Annotated in this window: 17 protein-coding genes; 4 read left to right on the plus strand and 13 right to left on the minus strand. The window is 71.6% G+C overall.

Annotation, left to right across the window (positions count from 1 at the left end):
- Positions 1-109 precede the first annotated feature (109 nt).
- Both ACFXGI_RS24975 and ACFXGI_RS24980 read left to right on the plus strand, forming a co-directional pair.
- Positions 110-778, plus strand: coding sequence for a TrkA family potassium uptake protein (locus ACFXGI_RS24975; protein ID WP_030154367.1), 669 nt, complete (start codon positions 110-112; stop codon positions 776-778).
- Entirely contained in the window at positions 775-1,437 is a 663-nt protein-coding gene (locus ACFXGI_RS24980) for a TrkA family potassium uptake protein (protein ID WP_266842943.1), read from the plus strand. Before ACFXGI_RS24975 ends, ACFXGI_RS24980 begins: the two co-directional genes overlap by 4 nt.
- A gap of 65 nt (positions 1,438-1,502) precedes the next feature.
- Here ACFXGI_RS24980 and ACFXGI_RS24985 read toward each other — a convergent pair whose 3' ends face one another.
- The 7 genes from ACFXGI_RS24985 to ACFXGI_RS25015 form a co-directional block, all read right to left on the minus strand.
- Complete coding sequence (locus ACFXGI_RS24985; RefSeq protein WP_384710645.1) at positions 1,503-2,237, minus strand: DUF3159 domain-containing protein; 735 nt, start codon at positions 2,235-2,237, stop codon at positions 1,503-1,505.
- A 3-nt stretch (positions 2,238-2,240) separates the two neighbouring features.
- Positions 2,241-2,660 carry an OB-fold nucleic acid binding domain-containing protein gene (locus ACFXGI_RS24990; RefSeq protein ID WP_384710648.1) on the minus strand — a complete coding sequence of 140 codons (420 nt, stop codon included), beginning with the start codon at positions 2,658-2,660 and terminating at the stop codon, positions 2,241-2,243.
- A gap of 24 nt (positions 2,661-2,684) precedes the next feature.
- Positions 2,685-3,371, minus strand: a complete 687-nt coding sequence (locus ACFXGI_RS24995) for a response regulator (RefSeq protein ID WP_030859501.1) — start codon at positions 3,369-3,371, stop codon at positions 2,685-2,687.
- Entirely contained in the window at positions 3,368-5,971 is a 2,604-nt protein-coding gene (locus tag ACFXGI_RS25000) for a DUF4118 domain-containing protein (RefSeq protein WP_384710651.1), read from the minus strand. The genes ACFXGI_RS24995 and ACFXGI_RS25000 overlap by 4 nt, the downstream gene beginning before the upstream one ends.
- Before the next feature lie 163 nt (positions 5,972-6,134).
- Positions 6,135-6,914, minus strand: coding sequence for a DUF3710 domain-containing protein (locus tag ACFXGI_RS25005; protein ID WP_030859504.1), 780 nt, complete (start codon positions 6,912-6,914; stop codon positions 6,135-6,137).
- Position 6,915: 1 nt separating this feature from the next.
- Positions 6,916-7,452: a dUTP diphosphatase gene (gene dut / locus ACFXGI_RS25010; protein WP_030859505.1), complete on the minus strand. Its 537-nt coding sequence runs from the start codon at positions 7,450-7,452 to the stop codon at positions 6,916-6,918.
- A complete protein-coding gene (locus tag ACFXGI_RS25015) occupies positions 7,452-8,036 on the minus strand; it encodes a PaaI family thioesterase (protein WP_384710654.1) in 585 nt (194 codons plus the stop codon). The genes dut and ACFXGI_RS25015 overlap by 1 nt, the downstream gene beginning before the upstream one ends.
- Before the next feature lie 58 nt (positions 8,037-8,094).
- Between ACFXGI_RS25015 and ACFXGI_RS25020 the strand changes: the two genes are divergently transcribed.
- The gene (locus ACFXGI_RS25020) at positions 8,095-8,550 is read left to right on the plus strand and encodes a DUF3093 domain-containing protein (RefSeq protein WP_384710657.1); all 456 of its coding nucleotides are present in this window, start codon (positions 8,095-8,097) and stop codon (positions 8,548-8,550) included.
- A gap of 21 nt (positions 8,551-8,571) precedes the next feature.
- On the opposite strand, the gene ACFXGI_RS25025 is transcribed toward ACFXGI_RS25020, so the two are convergent.
- From ACFXGI_RS25025 to ACFXGI_RS25040, 4 genes are all read right to left on the minus strand, one after another.
- Complete coding sequence (locus ACFXGI_RS25025; protein ID WP_384710659.1) at positions 8,572-9,492, minus strand: hypothetical protein; 921 nt, start codon at positions 9,490-9,492, stop codon at positions 8,572-8,574.
- Positions 9,493-9,504: 12 nt separating this feature from the next.
- The gene (locus tag ACFXGI_RS25030; RefSeq protein ID WP_030154344.1) at positions 9,505-9,801 is read right to left on the minus strand and encodes a DUF4193 domain-containing protein; all 297 of its coding nucleotides are present in this window, start codon (positions 9,799-9,801) and stop codon (positions 9,505-9,507) included.
- A gap of 384 nt (positions 9,802-10,185) precedes the next feature.
- Positions 10,186-11,430 (minus strand): sensor histidine kinase, encoded by a 1,245-nt coding sequence (locus ACFXGI_RS25035; RefSeq protein WP_384710663.1) that lies wholly within the window; start codon positions 11,428-11,430, stop codon positions 10,186-10,188.
- A 5-nt stretch (positions 11,431-11,435) separates the two neighbouring features.
- Positions 11,436-12,089, minus strand: coding sequence for a response regulator transcription factor (locus ACFXGI_RS25040; RefSeq protein WP_030154340.1), 654 nt, complete (start codon positions 12,087-12,089; stop codon positions 11,436-11,438).
- Between the two features lie 244 nt (positions 12,090-12,333).
- On the opposite strand from ACFXGI_RS25040, the gene ACFXGI_RS25045 reads away from it, so the two are divergent.
- Entirely contained in the window at positions 12,334-12,501 is a 168-nt protein-coding gene (locus ACFXGI_RS25045) for a hypothetical protein (RefSeq protein ID WP_384710666.1), read from the plus strand.
- A 74-nt stretch (positions 12,502-12,575) separates the two neighbouring features.
- Here the strand turns inward: ACFXGI_RS25045 and ACFXGI_RS25050 are convergent, their stop codons facing one another.
- Together ACFXGI_RS25050 and ACFXGI_RS25055 are read right to left on the minus strand one after the other, a co-directional pair.
- Complete coding sequence (locus ACFXGI_RS25050) at positions 12,576-13,376, minus strand: inositol monophosphatase family protein (protein ID WP_384710772.1); 801 nt, start codon at positions 13,374-13,376, stop codon at positions 12,576-12,578.
- A gap of 207 nt (positions 13,377-13,583) precedes the next feature.
- Positions 13,584-14,753 (minus strand): ferrochelatase, encoded by a 1,170-nt coding sequence (locus ACFXGI_RS25055; protein WP_384710669.1) that lies wholly within the window; start codon positions 14,751-14,753, stop codon positions 13,584-13,586.
- Between the last annotated feature and the right edge of the window lie 178 nt (positions 14,754-14,931).

Here is a 14,931-nt window from a genome sequence, read left to right on the forward strand (position 1 = left end):
ACATGGGGGACCGCCCGTGTGTAGCTTGGGCCATGGTCTGAGACCCTGTGAAGCCAGAGCATGCAATGAGGCTGGGAACCAGCGAGCGCTGACAGCCGGAAGGACGGCCGTGCACATCGTCATTATGGGCTGCGGAAGAGTGGGCTCCGCCCTCGCGCAGACCTTGGAACAGCAGGGGCATACGGTCGCAGTCGTCGACCAGGACCCCACCGCATTCCGCCGGCTGGGAGCCGGATTCGGCGGGCGCCGCGTCACCGGGGTCGGCTTCGACCAGGACACGCTGCGCGAGGCCGGGATCGAGGAAGCGGGCGCCTTCGCAGCCGTCAGCAGTGGTGACAATTCCAACATCATCGCCGCCCGCGTGGCGCGCGAGATGTTCGGTGTCGAGAACGTCGCCGCACGCATCTACGACCCCAAGCGCGCCGAGGTCTACCAGCGCCTGGGCATCCCCACCGTCGCGACCGTGCGGTGGACCGCCGACCAGATGCTGCGCCGGCTGCTGCCGTCCGGGGCCGAGCCGCTGTGGCGCGACCCGAGCGGCGGGGTCCAGCTCGCCGAGGTGCACACCTCCGCCGCCTGGATCGGGCACAAGGTCAGCAAGCTGCAGGAGGAGACCGGAGTCCGCGTGGCGTTCCTCACCCGGCTGGGCGAGGCCATGCTGCCGACCTCCCAGACAGTGCTGCAGGAGGGCGACCTCGTCCACGTGATGATGCGTACGGACGAGATCGACAAGGTCGAGGCGTCCTTCGCCGAGGGCCCCGAGGAGGCACACGCATGAGGGTCGCGATCGCCGGAGCCGGCGCGGTGGGCCGTTCCATCGCGGGCGAGCTGCTGGAGAACGGGCACGAGGTGCTCCTCGTCGACAAGGCTCCGACCGCCATCTCCGTGGAGCGCGTGCCGCAGGCCGAGTGGCTGCTGGCCGACGCCTGCGAGATCACCTCGCTCGACGAGGCCGCGCTGCAGCGGTGCAACGTCGTCATCGCCGCCACCGGCGACGACAAGGTCAACCTGGTCGTCTCCCTGCTGGCCAAGACCGAGTACGGGGTCCCCCGGGTCGTGGCGCGGGTCAACAACCCGAAGAACGAGTGGCTCTTCAACGAGTCCTGGGGCGTCGACGTCGCGGTCTCCACGCCGCGTCTGATGTCGGCCCTGGTCGAGGAGGCCGTCAGCGTCGGCGACCTCGTACGGCTGCTCCGCTTCAGCCACGGCGACGCCAACCTCGTCGAGCTGACCCTGCCCGCCGACTCCTCGGTCGCCGGCACCCAGATCAGCGAGATCTCCTGGCCCGAGGACACCTCGCTGGTCACGATCATCCGCGGCAACCGGGTCCTCACCCCGCACGGCGAGGAGACCCTGGAGCCGGGCGACGAGCTGCTCTTCGTGGCCGCGCAGGCCCGTGAGGAGCAGCTGGAGGACCTCCTCCAGGCCCGTCACTGACGGACGTGCACGTGAAGGGGGCGGGCAGCCGGTCGGCTGCCCGCCCCCTTCACGTGGGCGCTACGTCACTTCGCGTGCTTGGCCCGGGTCTTGCGGGCCTTCTCCGCGGCCTCCTCGGCCTCCCACTCGGCGATCACGTCGATCGGCGGCGGTGCCTTCGCCAGGAAGACCCACGTGAAGTACACCGCGAGCACCATCGGCGGCAGCTTCAGCGCGATCAGCACCCAGCCGAGCTGCGTCGCGTCGCCCCACCAGTACAGCGGGAAGAGGATCGCGTACTTCGCCAGGAAGATGAGCCCCCAGGCCAGGCTGGCCTTGGTGTACGCCTTCTTCCGCCCCGGGTTGCGCGTCCGCCAGGACAGGTTCTCCTTGAACACCGGCCCCAGGATGACGCCCAGCAGCGGGAACCCGACCAGCGCGGACAGCGTGAAGGCCACGCCCAGCCCGGCGCCGTAGATCATGCCGGGCAGGTAGAAGCCCTTGGCGGTGCCGGTGAACAGGGCGAAGGCCACGCCGACGCCCACGCCGAAGACCCCGCTGAACGCGTGCTTGACGGTGTCCTTGCGCAGCAGTCGCACGATCACGAGCAGCACGGCGACCGCGCCCGCCGCGATCGCGGACATCTTCACGTCCTTGTTGACCGTGTAGATCATCACGAAGAGCAGCCCGGGGAGCATCGTCTCCACGGTGCCCCGCACGCCTCCGAACGCGTCGAAGAGCGCCGCCTGCGTCACGGCCTTCTGGTCCGCGGTCGGTTCGCCCGAGGGATCCGGGGTGATCGGTTTGTCGAGTGACGTCACCGGCTACTGCTCCTGTCCGAGCGGTCGGAGTTCGTACTTCGGGTTGAAGAGGACGCGGCGGCCGTGGCTCATCGCGATCCGCCCGGAGGCGATCATGCGCCGGCCCGGTTCGATTCCCACGATCGAGCGACGCCCGAGCCAGACCACGTCCAGCGCCGCCGAGCCGTCGAAGAGCTCCGCCTCCAGGGCGGGCACCCCGGCGCGCGGCCGGAGGGTGACGGTACGCAGGGTTCCCGTCACCTTGACTATCTGGCGGTCGTGGGAGTCGCAGATCCGCGTGCACCCCGCGGCTTCTGCGGCCTCCTGCAGTTCCGCCGAATGCAGCTCCTCCTGCGAGGTGGACAGCCGCTCTATCATCCGCCGGAACCGGCCCGTCGGCCTGACCGGCTTGACGGACTTCTCGGGACGCGGTTCAGCACTCATACAGGAAGCGTACCGGCGCCCGCACTACCTCTCGAAGCGGTATCCCATGCCCGGTTCCGTGATGAAGTGCCGCGGATGCGAAGGGTCCGCCTCCAGCTTGCGCCGCAGCTGGGCCATGTAGACCCGCAGGTAGTTGGTCTCGGTGCCGTACGAGGGCCCCCAGACCTCCTGGAGGAGCTGCTTCTGGCTGACCAGCTTGCCCCCGTTGCGGACCAGCACCTCCAGCAGGTGCCACTCGGTGGGCGTCAGACGTACGTCGCGCCCCTCGCGCACGGCCTTCTTGGCGGCCAGGTCCACCGTGAAGCCCTCGGTCTCCACGATCACCTCGTCCTCGCCGGAGCCCGTGCCCGGCTCGGCCCTGCGGACGGCGGCACGCAGCCGGGCCAGCAGCTCGTCCATGCCGAAGGGCTTGGTGACGTAGTCGTCGGCCCCGGCGTCCAGGGCCTCGACCTTCTCGTCGGAGCTGTGCCGGGCCGAGAGGACCAGGATCGGCACCCGGGTCCAGCCGCGCAGGCCCTTGATCACCTCGACGCCGTCCATGTCGGGCAGGCCCAGGTCGAGGACGACCACGTCGGGGTGGCGGGCCGCGGCGAGCTCCAGGGCCTGGGCCCCGTCCGCCGCGGCGTCGACCTCGTACTTGCGTGCCTTCAGATTGATCACGAGGGCTCGGACGATCTGCGGCTCGTCGTCCACCACGAGCACCCGGGTCATTGAGGTCCTGCTTTCTGTCGTATGGGGTCGAGATCGATGAGTTCGGTGCCGTCGGCGTCGGCGGATCCGCCGTCCGTGGGGCGGCGCGGTCCACTGTCCCGCGTCGCGGCGCGCAGCGTGAGCACCATGGTCAGTCCGCCGCCGGGGGTGTCCTCGGCCGCCAGAGTGCCGTCCATGGCCTCGGCGAAGCCGCGGGCGACCGCGAGGCCGAGGCCGACCCCGGTGCCGCGCGGGGCGTCCCCGTGCCGCTGGAAGGGGGCGAAGATCCGGTCCTTGGCCTCGTCGGGCACGCCGGGCCCGCGGTCCACGACGCGTACCTCGACCCGGTCGCCCAGGTGGCTCGCCCGGACCAGCACCCGCTCGTCGGCCGGGCTGTACTTGACGGCGTTCTCCACCACGTTGGCCACGGTCCGCTCCAGCAGCCCGGGGTCCACCGCCACCATCGGCAGCGTCTCGGGTACGTCCAGCACCACGCTGTCCTCCGGTACGCCGCCCAGCGCCATCGGGACCACCTCGTCGAGGTCGATCTCCCGGATCAGCGGGGTCACCGTGCCGGTCTGCAGCCGGGACATGTCGAGCAGGTTGCCCACCAGGTGGTCGAGCCGGTCGGCGCCGTCCTCGATGCCTTCGAGGAGCTCGGCCCGGTCCTCCTCGGACCAGTCCACGTCGTCGGAGCGCAGGGAGGACACGGAGGCCTTGATGGAGGCCAGCGGTGTACGGAGGTCATGGCTGACGGCGGCCAGCAGCGCGGTCCGGATCCGGTTGCCCTCGGCGAGCCGGCGGGCCTCCTCCGCCTCCCCGACCAGCCGCTGGCGGTCCAGGACGACGGCGGCCTGGGCGGCGAAGGCGCCGAGCACGCGGCGGTCCTCGGCGGGCAGCACCCGGCCCGACAGGGCCAGCGCCATGTGGTCCCCGATGGGCATGTCCACATCGGCTTCCTCGGGGCGGCCGACCGGGCGCGGACCGACGCTGCCGGCCCGTTTCCAGGGCTCGACGTCGCTGGTGCGCTCCAGCAGCGCCACGGACTCCATGGCGAAGGTCTCGCGCACCCGCTCCAGCAGCGCGTCCAGGGTGGTCTCGCCGCGCAGCACGCTGCCGGCCAGGAAGGAGAGGATCTCGGACTCGGCGCGCAGCCGGGCGGCCTGGTGGGTGCGCCGGGCGGCCAGGTCCACCACGGAGGCCACGGAGACCGCCACCCCGAAGAAGACGGCGATGGCCACGATGTTCTTCGGGTCGGAGACGGTGAACCGGTGGACGGGCGGGGCGAAGAAGTAGTTCAGCAGCAGCGAGCCGAAGGCGGCCGAGGCCAGCGCCGGCCAGAGCCCGCCCAGCAGGGCGGCGGCCACGGTCAGCGAGAGGAACAGCAGCATCTCGTTGGCGAGGCCCGGGTCGGCGTTCACGTGCGTGAGCAGGACGGCCAGCAGGGCGGGGAGGAGGATCCCTACGATCCAGCCGGCGATGATCCGGGGCCGGCCGAGCCGGGCGGCCGAGCGGACCACGGGCAGTCCGCGGCCCCGGGCGACCTCCCCGTGCGTGACGATGTGCACGTCGAGGTCGGGTCCCGAGTCGCGGGCCACGGTGGCGCCGACGCCGGGGCCGAAGACGTACTGCCAGGCCTTGCGGCGGCTGGAGCCGAGCACGATCTGGGTGGCGTTGACCCCGCGCGCGAATTCGAGCAGCGCGTCGGGGATGTCGTCGCCGATCACATGGTGAAACGTTCCGCCCAGGTCTTCGACCAGCGTCCGCTGGACCGCGAGCTCCTTCGGCGAGGCCGCCGTCAGCCCGTCGCTGCGGGCGATGTAGACGGCGAGGATCTCGCTGCCGGAGCCCTTCGCGGCCATCCGCGAGGCGCGGCGGATGAGCGTACGGCCCTCGGGCCCGCCCGTGAGCCCGACGACGATCCGCTCGCGGGCCTGCCAGGTGGAGCGGATGCCGTGCTCGCCCCGGTACTGCTGGAGGTACTCGTCGGCCCGGTCGGCCACCCACAGCAGCGCGAGCTCGCGCAGGGCGGTGAGGTTCCCGGGCCGGAAGTAGTTGGACAGGGCCGCGTCGACCTTGTCGGACTGGTAGATGTTCCCGTGCGCCATCCGCCGGCGCAGCGCCTGCGGGGACATGTCGACGAGTTCGATCTGGTCGGCCCGCCGCACCACCTCGTCCGGCACGGTCTCCCGCTGCCGCACCCCGGTGATGGACTCCACCACGTCGCCGAGCGACTCCAGGTGCTGGATGTTCACGGTGGACACGACGTCGATGCCCGCCCGCAGCAGCTCCTCCACGTCCTGCCAGCGCTTGGCGTTGCGCGAGCCCGGCACGTTGGTGTGGGCGAGCTCGTCCACGAGCGCGATCGCAGGCCGGCGCGCCAGCACGGCGTCCACGTCCATCTCGGTGAAGCCGGCGCCCCGGTACGAGAGCTCCTTGCGCGGGACCTGTTCCAGCCCGTGCAGCATCACCTCGGTACGCGCCCGTCCGTGGTGCTCGACGAAGCCGACGACGCAGTCGGTCCCCCGCTCCACCCGGCGATGGGCCTCGGACAGCATCGCGTACGTCTTGCCCACACCGGGCGCCGCGCCGAGGTAGATCCGTAGCTTGCCGCGTCCCATGCGCCCATTCTCGGGGACGTTTGCGCCGATCACGCACTTTCGGGGACCGTCCGCCCATCCCTGACGGATTCCTGACACCCGGGGCCGTGACCCGCGGGTACGACAGCGGGCCGTACCCCCGGAGGAGTACGGCCCGCGGCCGGAACCGGTCGGTCAGGATCGGTCAGCGGACCTCGGTGATCGTCGGACCCTGCTCCAGCTGGCCCATGCCGCCGGAGAAGCGGGAGCCCTCCTGGTCCTCGGTCTGCACGCCGTCCGGCACCATCTGGGCGTCGTTCGGCAGCTTCAGCACGATCGGGTCGCGCGGAGCCATCGGGCCGTCGCCGCGCACGATGACGGTCTCGCGGAAGATCTGCTCCAGCACGCCCGCCGACTCGGGGCGCACCGCGCCCTGGCCGGAGATGACGCCGCGCAGGAACCAGCGCGGGCCGTCGACGCCGACGAAGCGGACCAGCTGGGCGCCGGTCTGGCCGTCGGGCATCGGTACGGGCACCTGGGCGCGCAGCTCCCAGCCCAGCGGACCCTCGACCTCGTCGATGATGCCGCCCTGCTGGGTGATGCCCGTGGCGATCTCCTCGCGGACCTCGCCCCAGATGCCTTCCTTCTTGGGCGCCGCGAAGGCCTGCAGCTGTACGGCGCTGTCGCCGAGGACGACCGTCGCGGCGACGATCGCGTCACCGGCGACCTCGACGCGCAGCTCCATGCCCTCGACACCCGGTACGAGAATGCCGCCCAGGTCGACGCGACCCTCTTCGGGTGCACCGGGCACCTCGGAGACGTCCCACGGGCCGTCGGGCCGCGGGGCCGGCGGCAGATTCACCCTGCGGGGCGCGGAGTCGAGCTCCTCGCCGCCGTCCTGCTCATCGGCAGCCACGCCGTCCACGACCTGCTCGGCCGCGCCGCCGTCCTTGGCGGAGTCGTTCTTCTTGCGACGTCCGAACACGTCACTGTCCTTCCCGGTCGGATACGACCGAAGCGTAGCCATTCCCACCCTGCTGACCAGCGCCGGATCCGGCCACGGCCGCATGACCGCCGGTGGAGCCGAAACCCCCCTCGGCCCGCGCCGAGCCGGGAAGTTCCGCCACCTCGTGGAAGCGCACCTTCTCGACCCTCTGGACAACCAGCTGGGCAATGCGGTCGAAGCGCTCGAACCGGACGCTCTCGCGCGGGTCGAGATTGACCACGATCACCTTGATCTCCCCACGGTACCCGGCATCCACCGTCCCCGGGGCATTCACGAGCGCGAGCCCGCAGCGGGCGGCCAGGCCCGAGCGCGGGTGCACGAACGCCGCGTACCCGTCGGGCAGGGCGATGGACACCCCCGTGGGCAGTACGGTGCGCTCGCCGGGCTCCAGCACGGCCGCCTCGGTGGTCACCAGATCGCAGCCGGCGTCGCCGGGGTGGCCGTACGCGGGCAGGGGCACCTCGGGGTCGACACGCTTGATGAGCACGTCGACCGGGGCGTGGTTGTTCTCAGACATCAGGGGTTCACCTCGAAGGCGCGTGTGCGCCTGACCTGGTCCGGGTCGGACATCGCCGCCCGGATCTCCTCGGGCCGACCGTTGTTGATGAAGTGGTCGACCTTCACCTCGATGAAGAGCGCGTCGGCGCGCACGGCGACCGGGCCCTCGGGCCCGCCTATCCGGCCGATCGCGGTGGAGTAGATCTTGCGTCCGGCGACGGCGGTCACCTCGGCCTCCAAGTACAGCACGGTGCCCACGGGCACGGGCCGCACGAAGTCCGTCTCCAGCCGTCCCGTCACCGCGATGACGCGCAGCAGCCAGTTCAGGGAGCCCAGCGTCTCGTCGAGCGCGGTGGCGAGCACGCCGCCGTGGGCGAGGCCGGGGGCGCCCTGGTGCGCGGGCTTGACGGTGAACTCGGCGCTGACGCGGACGCCCTCCCCGGCACGGGCCTCCAGGTGGAGTCCGTGGGGCTGGCCCTCGCCACAGCCGAAGCAGTGCCCGTAGTGCGCGCCGAGCAGCTCGCCGGGTGCCGGTGCGTCGGGGTGCCGGACCGGTGCGGCGGCATCGGCCGGGGGCGTCAACGCTGTGTTTCGTCCACTCACAGGCGCAGACCTTACCCGCGCCGCTACCCGCCGGTCGCCTCGTGGCAGGCTTGGCCGTATGCAGCTCTCCCCCGCGCACCACGACGAACGTCTGACCGCCCCCCGCTCCTGGTGGGCCATCGCCGTGCTCATCGGCCTCGCGTGCGCGCTGATGCTGCTGCCGCTGGGCACACTGCCGCTGCTGGCCGGGCTGGTCGGGGGCACGGCGCTGGCGGGACTGCTGGTGAGCTCCTACGGCTCCGCGCGCGTGCGCGTGGTGAACGGTGCGCTGGCGGCCGGTGAGGCGCGGATCCCCGTGGCGGCCCTGGGCGAGCCCGAGGTGCTGGACGCGGAGGAGGCGCGCGCCTGGCGCACGTACAAGGCGGACACGCGCGCCTTCATGCTGCTGCGCAGCTACGTCCCGACGGCGGTGCGCATCCCGATCACCGACCCGCAGGACCCGACTCCGTACGCGTACGTCTCCACCCGCGAGCCGCAGGCGCTGGTCAAGGCGATCCGGGCGGCCAAGGGCTGATACGCCGGCGCCCGGCGGGGGTCAGGCCGGGGGCCAGTCTCCGGTCGGACCTTCGAGTGCGGCCCTGGTGGCCTCGGGAAGGGGCTGGGAGGGCTGCTCAAGGGGCGGGAGCTGCGGCAGGGAGTCCCAGGCCACGGCCCGGCTCCGCAGGTCGGCACGGACCTTCTCGGCGAGTCTGCGGGTGTCGCGGTGGTTCATGACCGCGCCGACGGTGGCGCCCACCATGAACGGCAGCAGGTTCGGCAGGTTGCGGAAGGTCCGCTTCATGATCTGTTGGCGCAGTTCGCGCTTCATCTGACCGCCGAGCGCGATGTTCAGCGTCGTCGGCTTGGTCAGGTCCACCCCGCGCTCCTCCGTCCACGCGGTCAGGTAGGCGAGGCTGCGTTCTTTGATGTTCCCGGCCGGCCGCCGGCCGTACACCTCGTGGAGCTCCGCGACGAGCTTCAGCTCGATGGCGGCGACCCCGGTGATCTCCGCGGCCAGCTCGGCGGGCATGGCGGGCGGCACCGGCAGCATGGCCGCCGCTCCGACGCCCGCGCCGACCGTGGAAGTGCCGTACGCGGCGCCCGCGATCAGCTTGTCGGCAAGCTGATCGGGACCGAGGCCCGGGAACTGCGCGCGCAGGGTCGCGAGATCCCGAACCGGAACGCGCGGTGCGTTCTCGATGACACGGTCCGTGATGTGCAGGACGAAGGCCCTGGCATGTTCGCCGCCCTTGCGCACACCGCTTTTGACGGCTTGCAGCCGACGAGCCCCGGACCTGCGCCGGGCTCCCTCGCCGGACTCTGCGGCCGACGGCACCGCCGCGGCGGTGCCGGACGACACGGCGGGTACGCCGGAGGCTGCGGGGCCCGTTTCCGGGCCCGTAACCGCCTCTTGCGCCTCCGCCGGATCACCAGCTTTCCGGAAGCGTCGCTTCCGAAAAGGTGTCGAGCCGGTCACGGCCGACGCCTCTCAGTCGCAGTCGCGGCAGATCGGCTGACCGTTCTTCTCGCGTGCCAGCTGGCTGCGGTGGTGCACCAGGAAGCAGCTCATGCAGGTGAACTCATCGGCCTGCTTGGGCAGCACCCGAACGGCCAGTTCCTCGTTGGAGAGGTCTGCGCCGGGGAGCTCCATGCCCTCCGCCGCGTCGAAGTCGTCGACGTCGACGCTCGAGGACGACTTCTCGTTACGCCGGGCCTTCAGCTCTTCAATGCTGTCGTTGTCGACGTCGTCGTCGGTCTTGCGTGGGGTGTCGTAGTCCGTTGCCATTGTTCGCTCTCCCCCTCTGGGATTTAGCGGTGTCTCAGCGCACGTAACGCGCGAGAGGCCGGACTTGTGCCCGACCTGAGGCGGAGATTTTGCCTCACATCAAGGTCTGTTACTCAATCGACACCCAGCCGCACGCCTGAAGGAGCGATTGGCTGGGATGACGACCGGGACCGTACACGGTCCGGGGGCCGTCTTGCACAAACGCCACCCCGTGTATTTCCCGCCGTTCGAGGGGCGGGAAACCCGGACTTCCCGGGCTTTCCGGCCCTCCGTGGGGTCACTGAACGCACATGCCCCAGCACTCGACAATGTGATCGATCACACAGGCGCCACCTTCGCCACCTCCTCACCATTCAGCCAAGAGCGAACAAGTAGCTCGGGGACTCACAGGGGCAAAGTGACACGCATCACGAGGCCACCGCCCTCGCGCGGCGTCGCGGAGATCCGCCCGCCGTGTGCGCGGGCCACGGAGCGCGCGATCGACAGGCCGAGCCCGACACCCTTGTCACTGCCCGTGCGCTCCGTACGCAGCCGCCTGAAGGGCTCGAAGAGGTTGTCCACCTCGTACGCGGGAACCACGGGACCCGTGTTCGAGACGGTGAGGATCGCCTGGCCGTGCTGGGACTCGGTGGTGACCTCCACCCAGCCGCCCTCCGGCACGTTGTACCGGACGGCGTTCTGCACCAGGTTGAGCGCGATCCGCTCCAGCAGGACGCCGTTGCCCTGGACCACGGCGAGCGCACGCTCGCCGCGGATCTCCACGCCCTTCACCGCGGCCTCCCCGCGCGCCTGGTCGATGGCGCGCGAGGCGACCTCCGCCAGGTCCACGGGTTTGCGTTCGACTATCTGGTTGTCGCTGCGGGCCAGCAGCAACAGGCCCTCGACGAGCTGCTCGCTGCGCTCGTTGGTGGCCAGCAGCGTCTTGCCCAGCTGCTGGAGCTCCACCGGCGCACCCGGGTCCGACAGGTGCACCTCCAGCAGCGTCCGGTTGATGGCGAGGGGTGTGCGCAGCTCGTGCGAGGCGTTCGCGACGAACCGCTGCTGGGCGGTGAAGGCCCGCTCCAGCCGGTCGAGCATCTCGTCGAAGGTGTCGGCGAGCTCCTTGAGCTCGTCGTCCGGCCCGTCCAGCTCGATCCGCCGGGTCAGGTCGGACCCGACCACCCGGCGGGCGGTCCGGGTGATCTTGCCGAGCGGCATGAGCACCCGTCCGGCCATCGCGTAGCCGAAGGCGAACGCGATGATGCTGAGGCCGAGCAGGGCCATCAGCGACCGGCTGAGCAGGTCGTCCAGGGCGTGCCGGCGCTGCTCCAGGATGCACGTGTTGATCGCGGCGTTGAACTGGTCGTACATCTGGCCCTTGCCGACCACGCCGGGGCACGTGCTGGTGACCTGGATGTCCGTGCCGCCCACGATCTTGAACGGCAGGCCGTTGCCCTCCCGCAGCGCCTGCGCGGCCAGCAGGTAGATGATCGACAGCAGCAGGATGCCGGCGATCAGGAACATCCCGCCGTACAGCAGCGTGAGGCGTATGCGGATGGTCGGCCGCAGCCAAGGGAAGGGACCCTCGGGCTGGCCGGGGTCCCAGGTCGGTCTCGGCGGCACCGTTGGCGGTGCCGGGGTCGCCGCCACCCGCGTCAGATCCGGTAGCCGGAGCCAGGCACGGTCACGATGACCGGCGGCTCCCCCAGCTTGCGCCGCAGGGTCATGACCGTCACCCGCACCACGTTCGTGAAGGGGTCGGTGTTCTCGTCCCATGCCTTCTCCAGCAGCTGCTCGGCGGAGACGACCGTCCCCTCGCTCCGCATGAGAACCTCCAGCACCGCGAACTCCTTGGGCGCCAGCTGCACCTCCCTGCCCTCACGGAACACCTCGCGCCGGTTCGGGTCCAGCTTGATGCCGGCCCGCTCCAGCACGGGGGGCAGGGCGACGGTGGTACGCCGCCCCAGGGCGCGCACGCGGGCGGTCAGCTCGCTGAACGCGAAGGGCTTGGGCAGGTAGTCGTCCGCCCCCAGCTCCAGGCCTTCCACCCGGTCGCTCACATCGCCGGACGCCGTCAGCATCAGCACGCGGGTGGGCATGCCGAGCTCGACGATCTTGCGGCAGACGTCGTCACCGTGCACGAGCGGGAGGTCCCGGTCGAGCACGACCACGTCGTAGTCGTTCACCCCGACGCGCTCCAGGGCCGCGGCGCCGTCGTACACGACGTCCACGGCCATGGCCTCCCGGCGCAGCCCGGTGGCCACCGCATCGGCGAGCAGCTGCTCGTCCTCGACGACGAGTACGCGCACGTCGTTTCCTTCCATCGAGCCCTGAGGGCACACGTGTATTGCGTCGTCCATCCTGCCCGTTTCAGCCGTAAACCGGCTGTAAGGCGCCCCTCCGGGGGCCGCGAGGGCCGGAAGTGAGGATTCCCTCGCCTCCCGAGGTTTCTGGGCCCAGGGTGCCGGGGAGGACGTCAGCACACCCCAGCCACTCCCTGACGGCGGACTGCCACGTGCCGCCGCCGACCCACGAAGAGGGGGCGAACCCACCATGGACGCATTCACCGCGGGTCTCCTGCAGCGCATCCGGGCCACGCAGACGGACCTCAACCAGGCCCGCGAGACGGGCGACGACTTCCTCGTGGAAGTGGAGCAGGCGGAACTGGAAGACCTCCAGCGCCTCGCCGCCGAACACGGCGTTCCCGTTTCCGTCTGCTGACGACCCCTCCTGTCCGGCAAGAACCCCGGCGGCCGCACGCGGCAGCCGGGGTTCCCTCATGCCGGGGCGCGGTCTCAGTCGTGCCAGGCCCCGGCCTCTTCCAGCAGCGGCTGGAGCGAGGCGAACACCGCCGGCGTGGCGGCCAGCGCCAGCTCCCCCGATGCCGGCCGCCCGGGCCGCCCGCCCGTGAGCGCCCCGGCCTCCCGGGCGATCAGCTCGCCCGCCGCCAGGTCCCAGGGGTTCAGCCCGCGCTCGTAGTACGCGTCCAGCCGCCCGGCGGCCACGTCGCTGAGGTCCAGCGCCGCCGATCCGCCCCGCCGGATGTCCCGCACCCTGGGGATCACCCGCCGGGCCACCTCCGCCTGCTGCTCCTTGCGTGCCTGGAGGTACGCGAACCCGGTCGCGACCAGCGCCTGGTCCAGCGGCGCCGCCGCCCGGCAGGCGAGGCGGACCCCGTCCAGCCAGGCCCCGCCCCCGAGCACCGCCGTGTACGTCTCGCCCCGCATCGGGGCCGCCACGACCCCGACCACGGTCTCGCCCCCGTACTCGGCGGCGACCGAGACGCTCCAGCTCGGCAGCGCGTACAGGTAGTTGACGGTGCCGTCCAGCGGGTCCACGACCCACCGCACCCCGCTGGTCCCCGGGACGTCCGCGCCCTCCTCGCCGAGCAGCCCGTCCTCGGGCCGCCGCCTCGCGAGGATCCCGGTGATCAGCTTCTCCGCCGCGATGTCCATCTCGGTCACCACGTCGATCGGGCTGCTCTTCGTCGCCGCCACCGCGAGATCGGCCGGCCGGCCGTCCCGCAGCAGCCGCCCGGCCTGCCGGGCGGCGTCCAGGCCCACGTCCAGCAGTTCGGCCTTCAGCTCTTCGGAGATCACGCTCGTCCTTTCCTGGGGGTGTCTTGTGGGTCGGGCCGGATCAGGGAGCGGCGTCCGGTGCCGTGGATCGCAAGGCCGAGGAGGGAGAGTCGACGCGGTGGCGGCACCTCCCAGCGGTGGCTGGGGGACGTCGGCGAGTGACGAGAACGCGGCGAGGCCCGGTGCCGGACGCCGCGAGCCCGGCCTGACCCACAAGACACCCCCCTAGGCGTACGGGCTGTCGACGCCCGCGGCCGCCGGCCGGGGCCCGCGCGCCGGGCAGCAGCCCACCGCGCACAGATCGTGGCTGGGCCCGAGCAGCCCCAGCGCGCACCGCTCCACCGGCCGGCCCCGCTCTGCGGCGGCGCGCTCCAGCACCAGCTCCCGGACCGCCGCCGCGAACCGCGGATCGGCCCCGACGGTCGCCGACCGGGCGACGGGCAGCCCGAGTTCGGCGGCCTTCGCCGTGGCCTCCGTGTCGAGGTCGTACAGGACCTCCATGTGGTCCGAGACGAAGCCGATCGGCACCATCACCACCGCGGGCGCCCCGGCCCCGTGCAGCGCCTCCAGGTGGTCGCAGACGTCCGGCTCCAGCCACGGGACGTGGGGGGCGCCGCTGCGCGACTGGTAGACCAGCTCCCAGGGCAGCTCCGTGCCCGTCTCGGCCCGTACCGCGTCCGCGATCACCCGCGCGACGTCCAGGTGCTGCTTGACGTACGCCCCGCCCTCGCCGCCGGCGGTGTGCTCCCCGACCGGGCCGGAGGTGTCGGCGGCCGCGGTGGGGATCGAGTGGGTGGTGAAGGCGAGGCGTGCGCCGGCGCGTACCTCCCGCGGCAGCGACTCCAGTGCGGCGAGCACCCCGTCGATCATCGGCTGCACGAAGCCCGGGTGGTTGAAGTAGTGCCGCAGCTTGTCGACCTTCGGCAGTTCGGCGACGCCTTCCTCCGCCAGCGCCGCCAGCGCGTCCGCGAGGTTCTCGCGGTACTGCCGGCAGCCCGAGTACGAGGCGTACGCGCTGGTCGCGAGCACCGCGATCCGGCGGCGCCCGTCGGCGGCCATCTCCCGCATCACGTCGGTGAGGTACGGCGCCCAGTTGCGGTTGCCCCAGTACACGGGCAGGTCCAGCCCGTGCTCGGCGAAGTCCTTGCGCAGGGCATCCAGCAGCTCGCGGTTCTGCCCGTTGATCGGGCTGACCCCGCCGAAGCCGAAGTAGTGCTGCCCGACCTCCTTGAGCCGCTCGCGCGGGATGCCGCGCCCGCGCGTCACGTTCTCCAGGAACGGCACGACGTCGTCGGGTCCTTCGGGACCGCCGAAGGAGAGCAGCAGGAGGGCGTCGTACGGGGCGGCGAGGCCTTCGGCCGGGGGCGAGGCGGCGGCGCGGAGCTGGTCTGACATGGTCCGAATCCTGCCACCCGGGATCCGCGCCCGGGAACCGGCCCGGCGGCGCGCCCCCACCCACAGCCTGGGTAAGGTAACCCTAAGTTTCCATGCCGGGCCCCGGTCCGGATTCTCCCCGTGCGGGTGCCTTGCCGGCGGTCGTAACCTGTATGGGCCAATGACGTCCCTTACGGAG

The sequence above is a fragment of the Streptomyces sp. NPDC059355 genome (genome assembly GCF_042752335.1).
Lineage (GTDB): Bacteria > Actinomycetota > Actinomycetes > Streptomycetales > Streptomycetaceae > Streptomyces.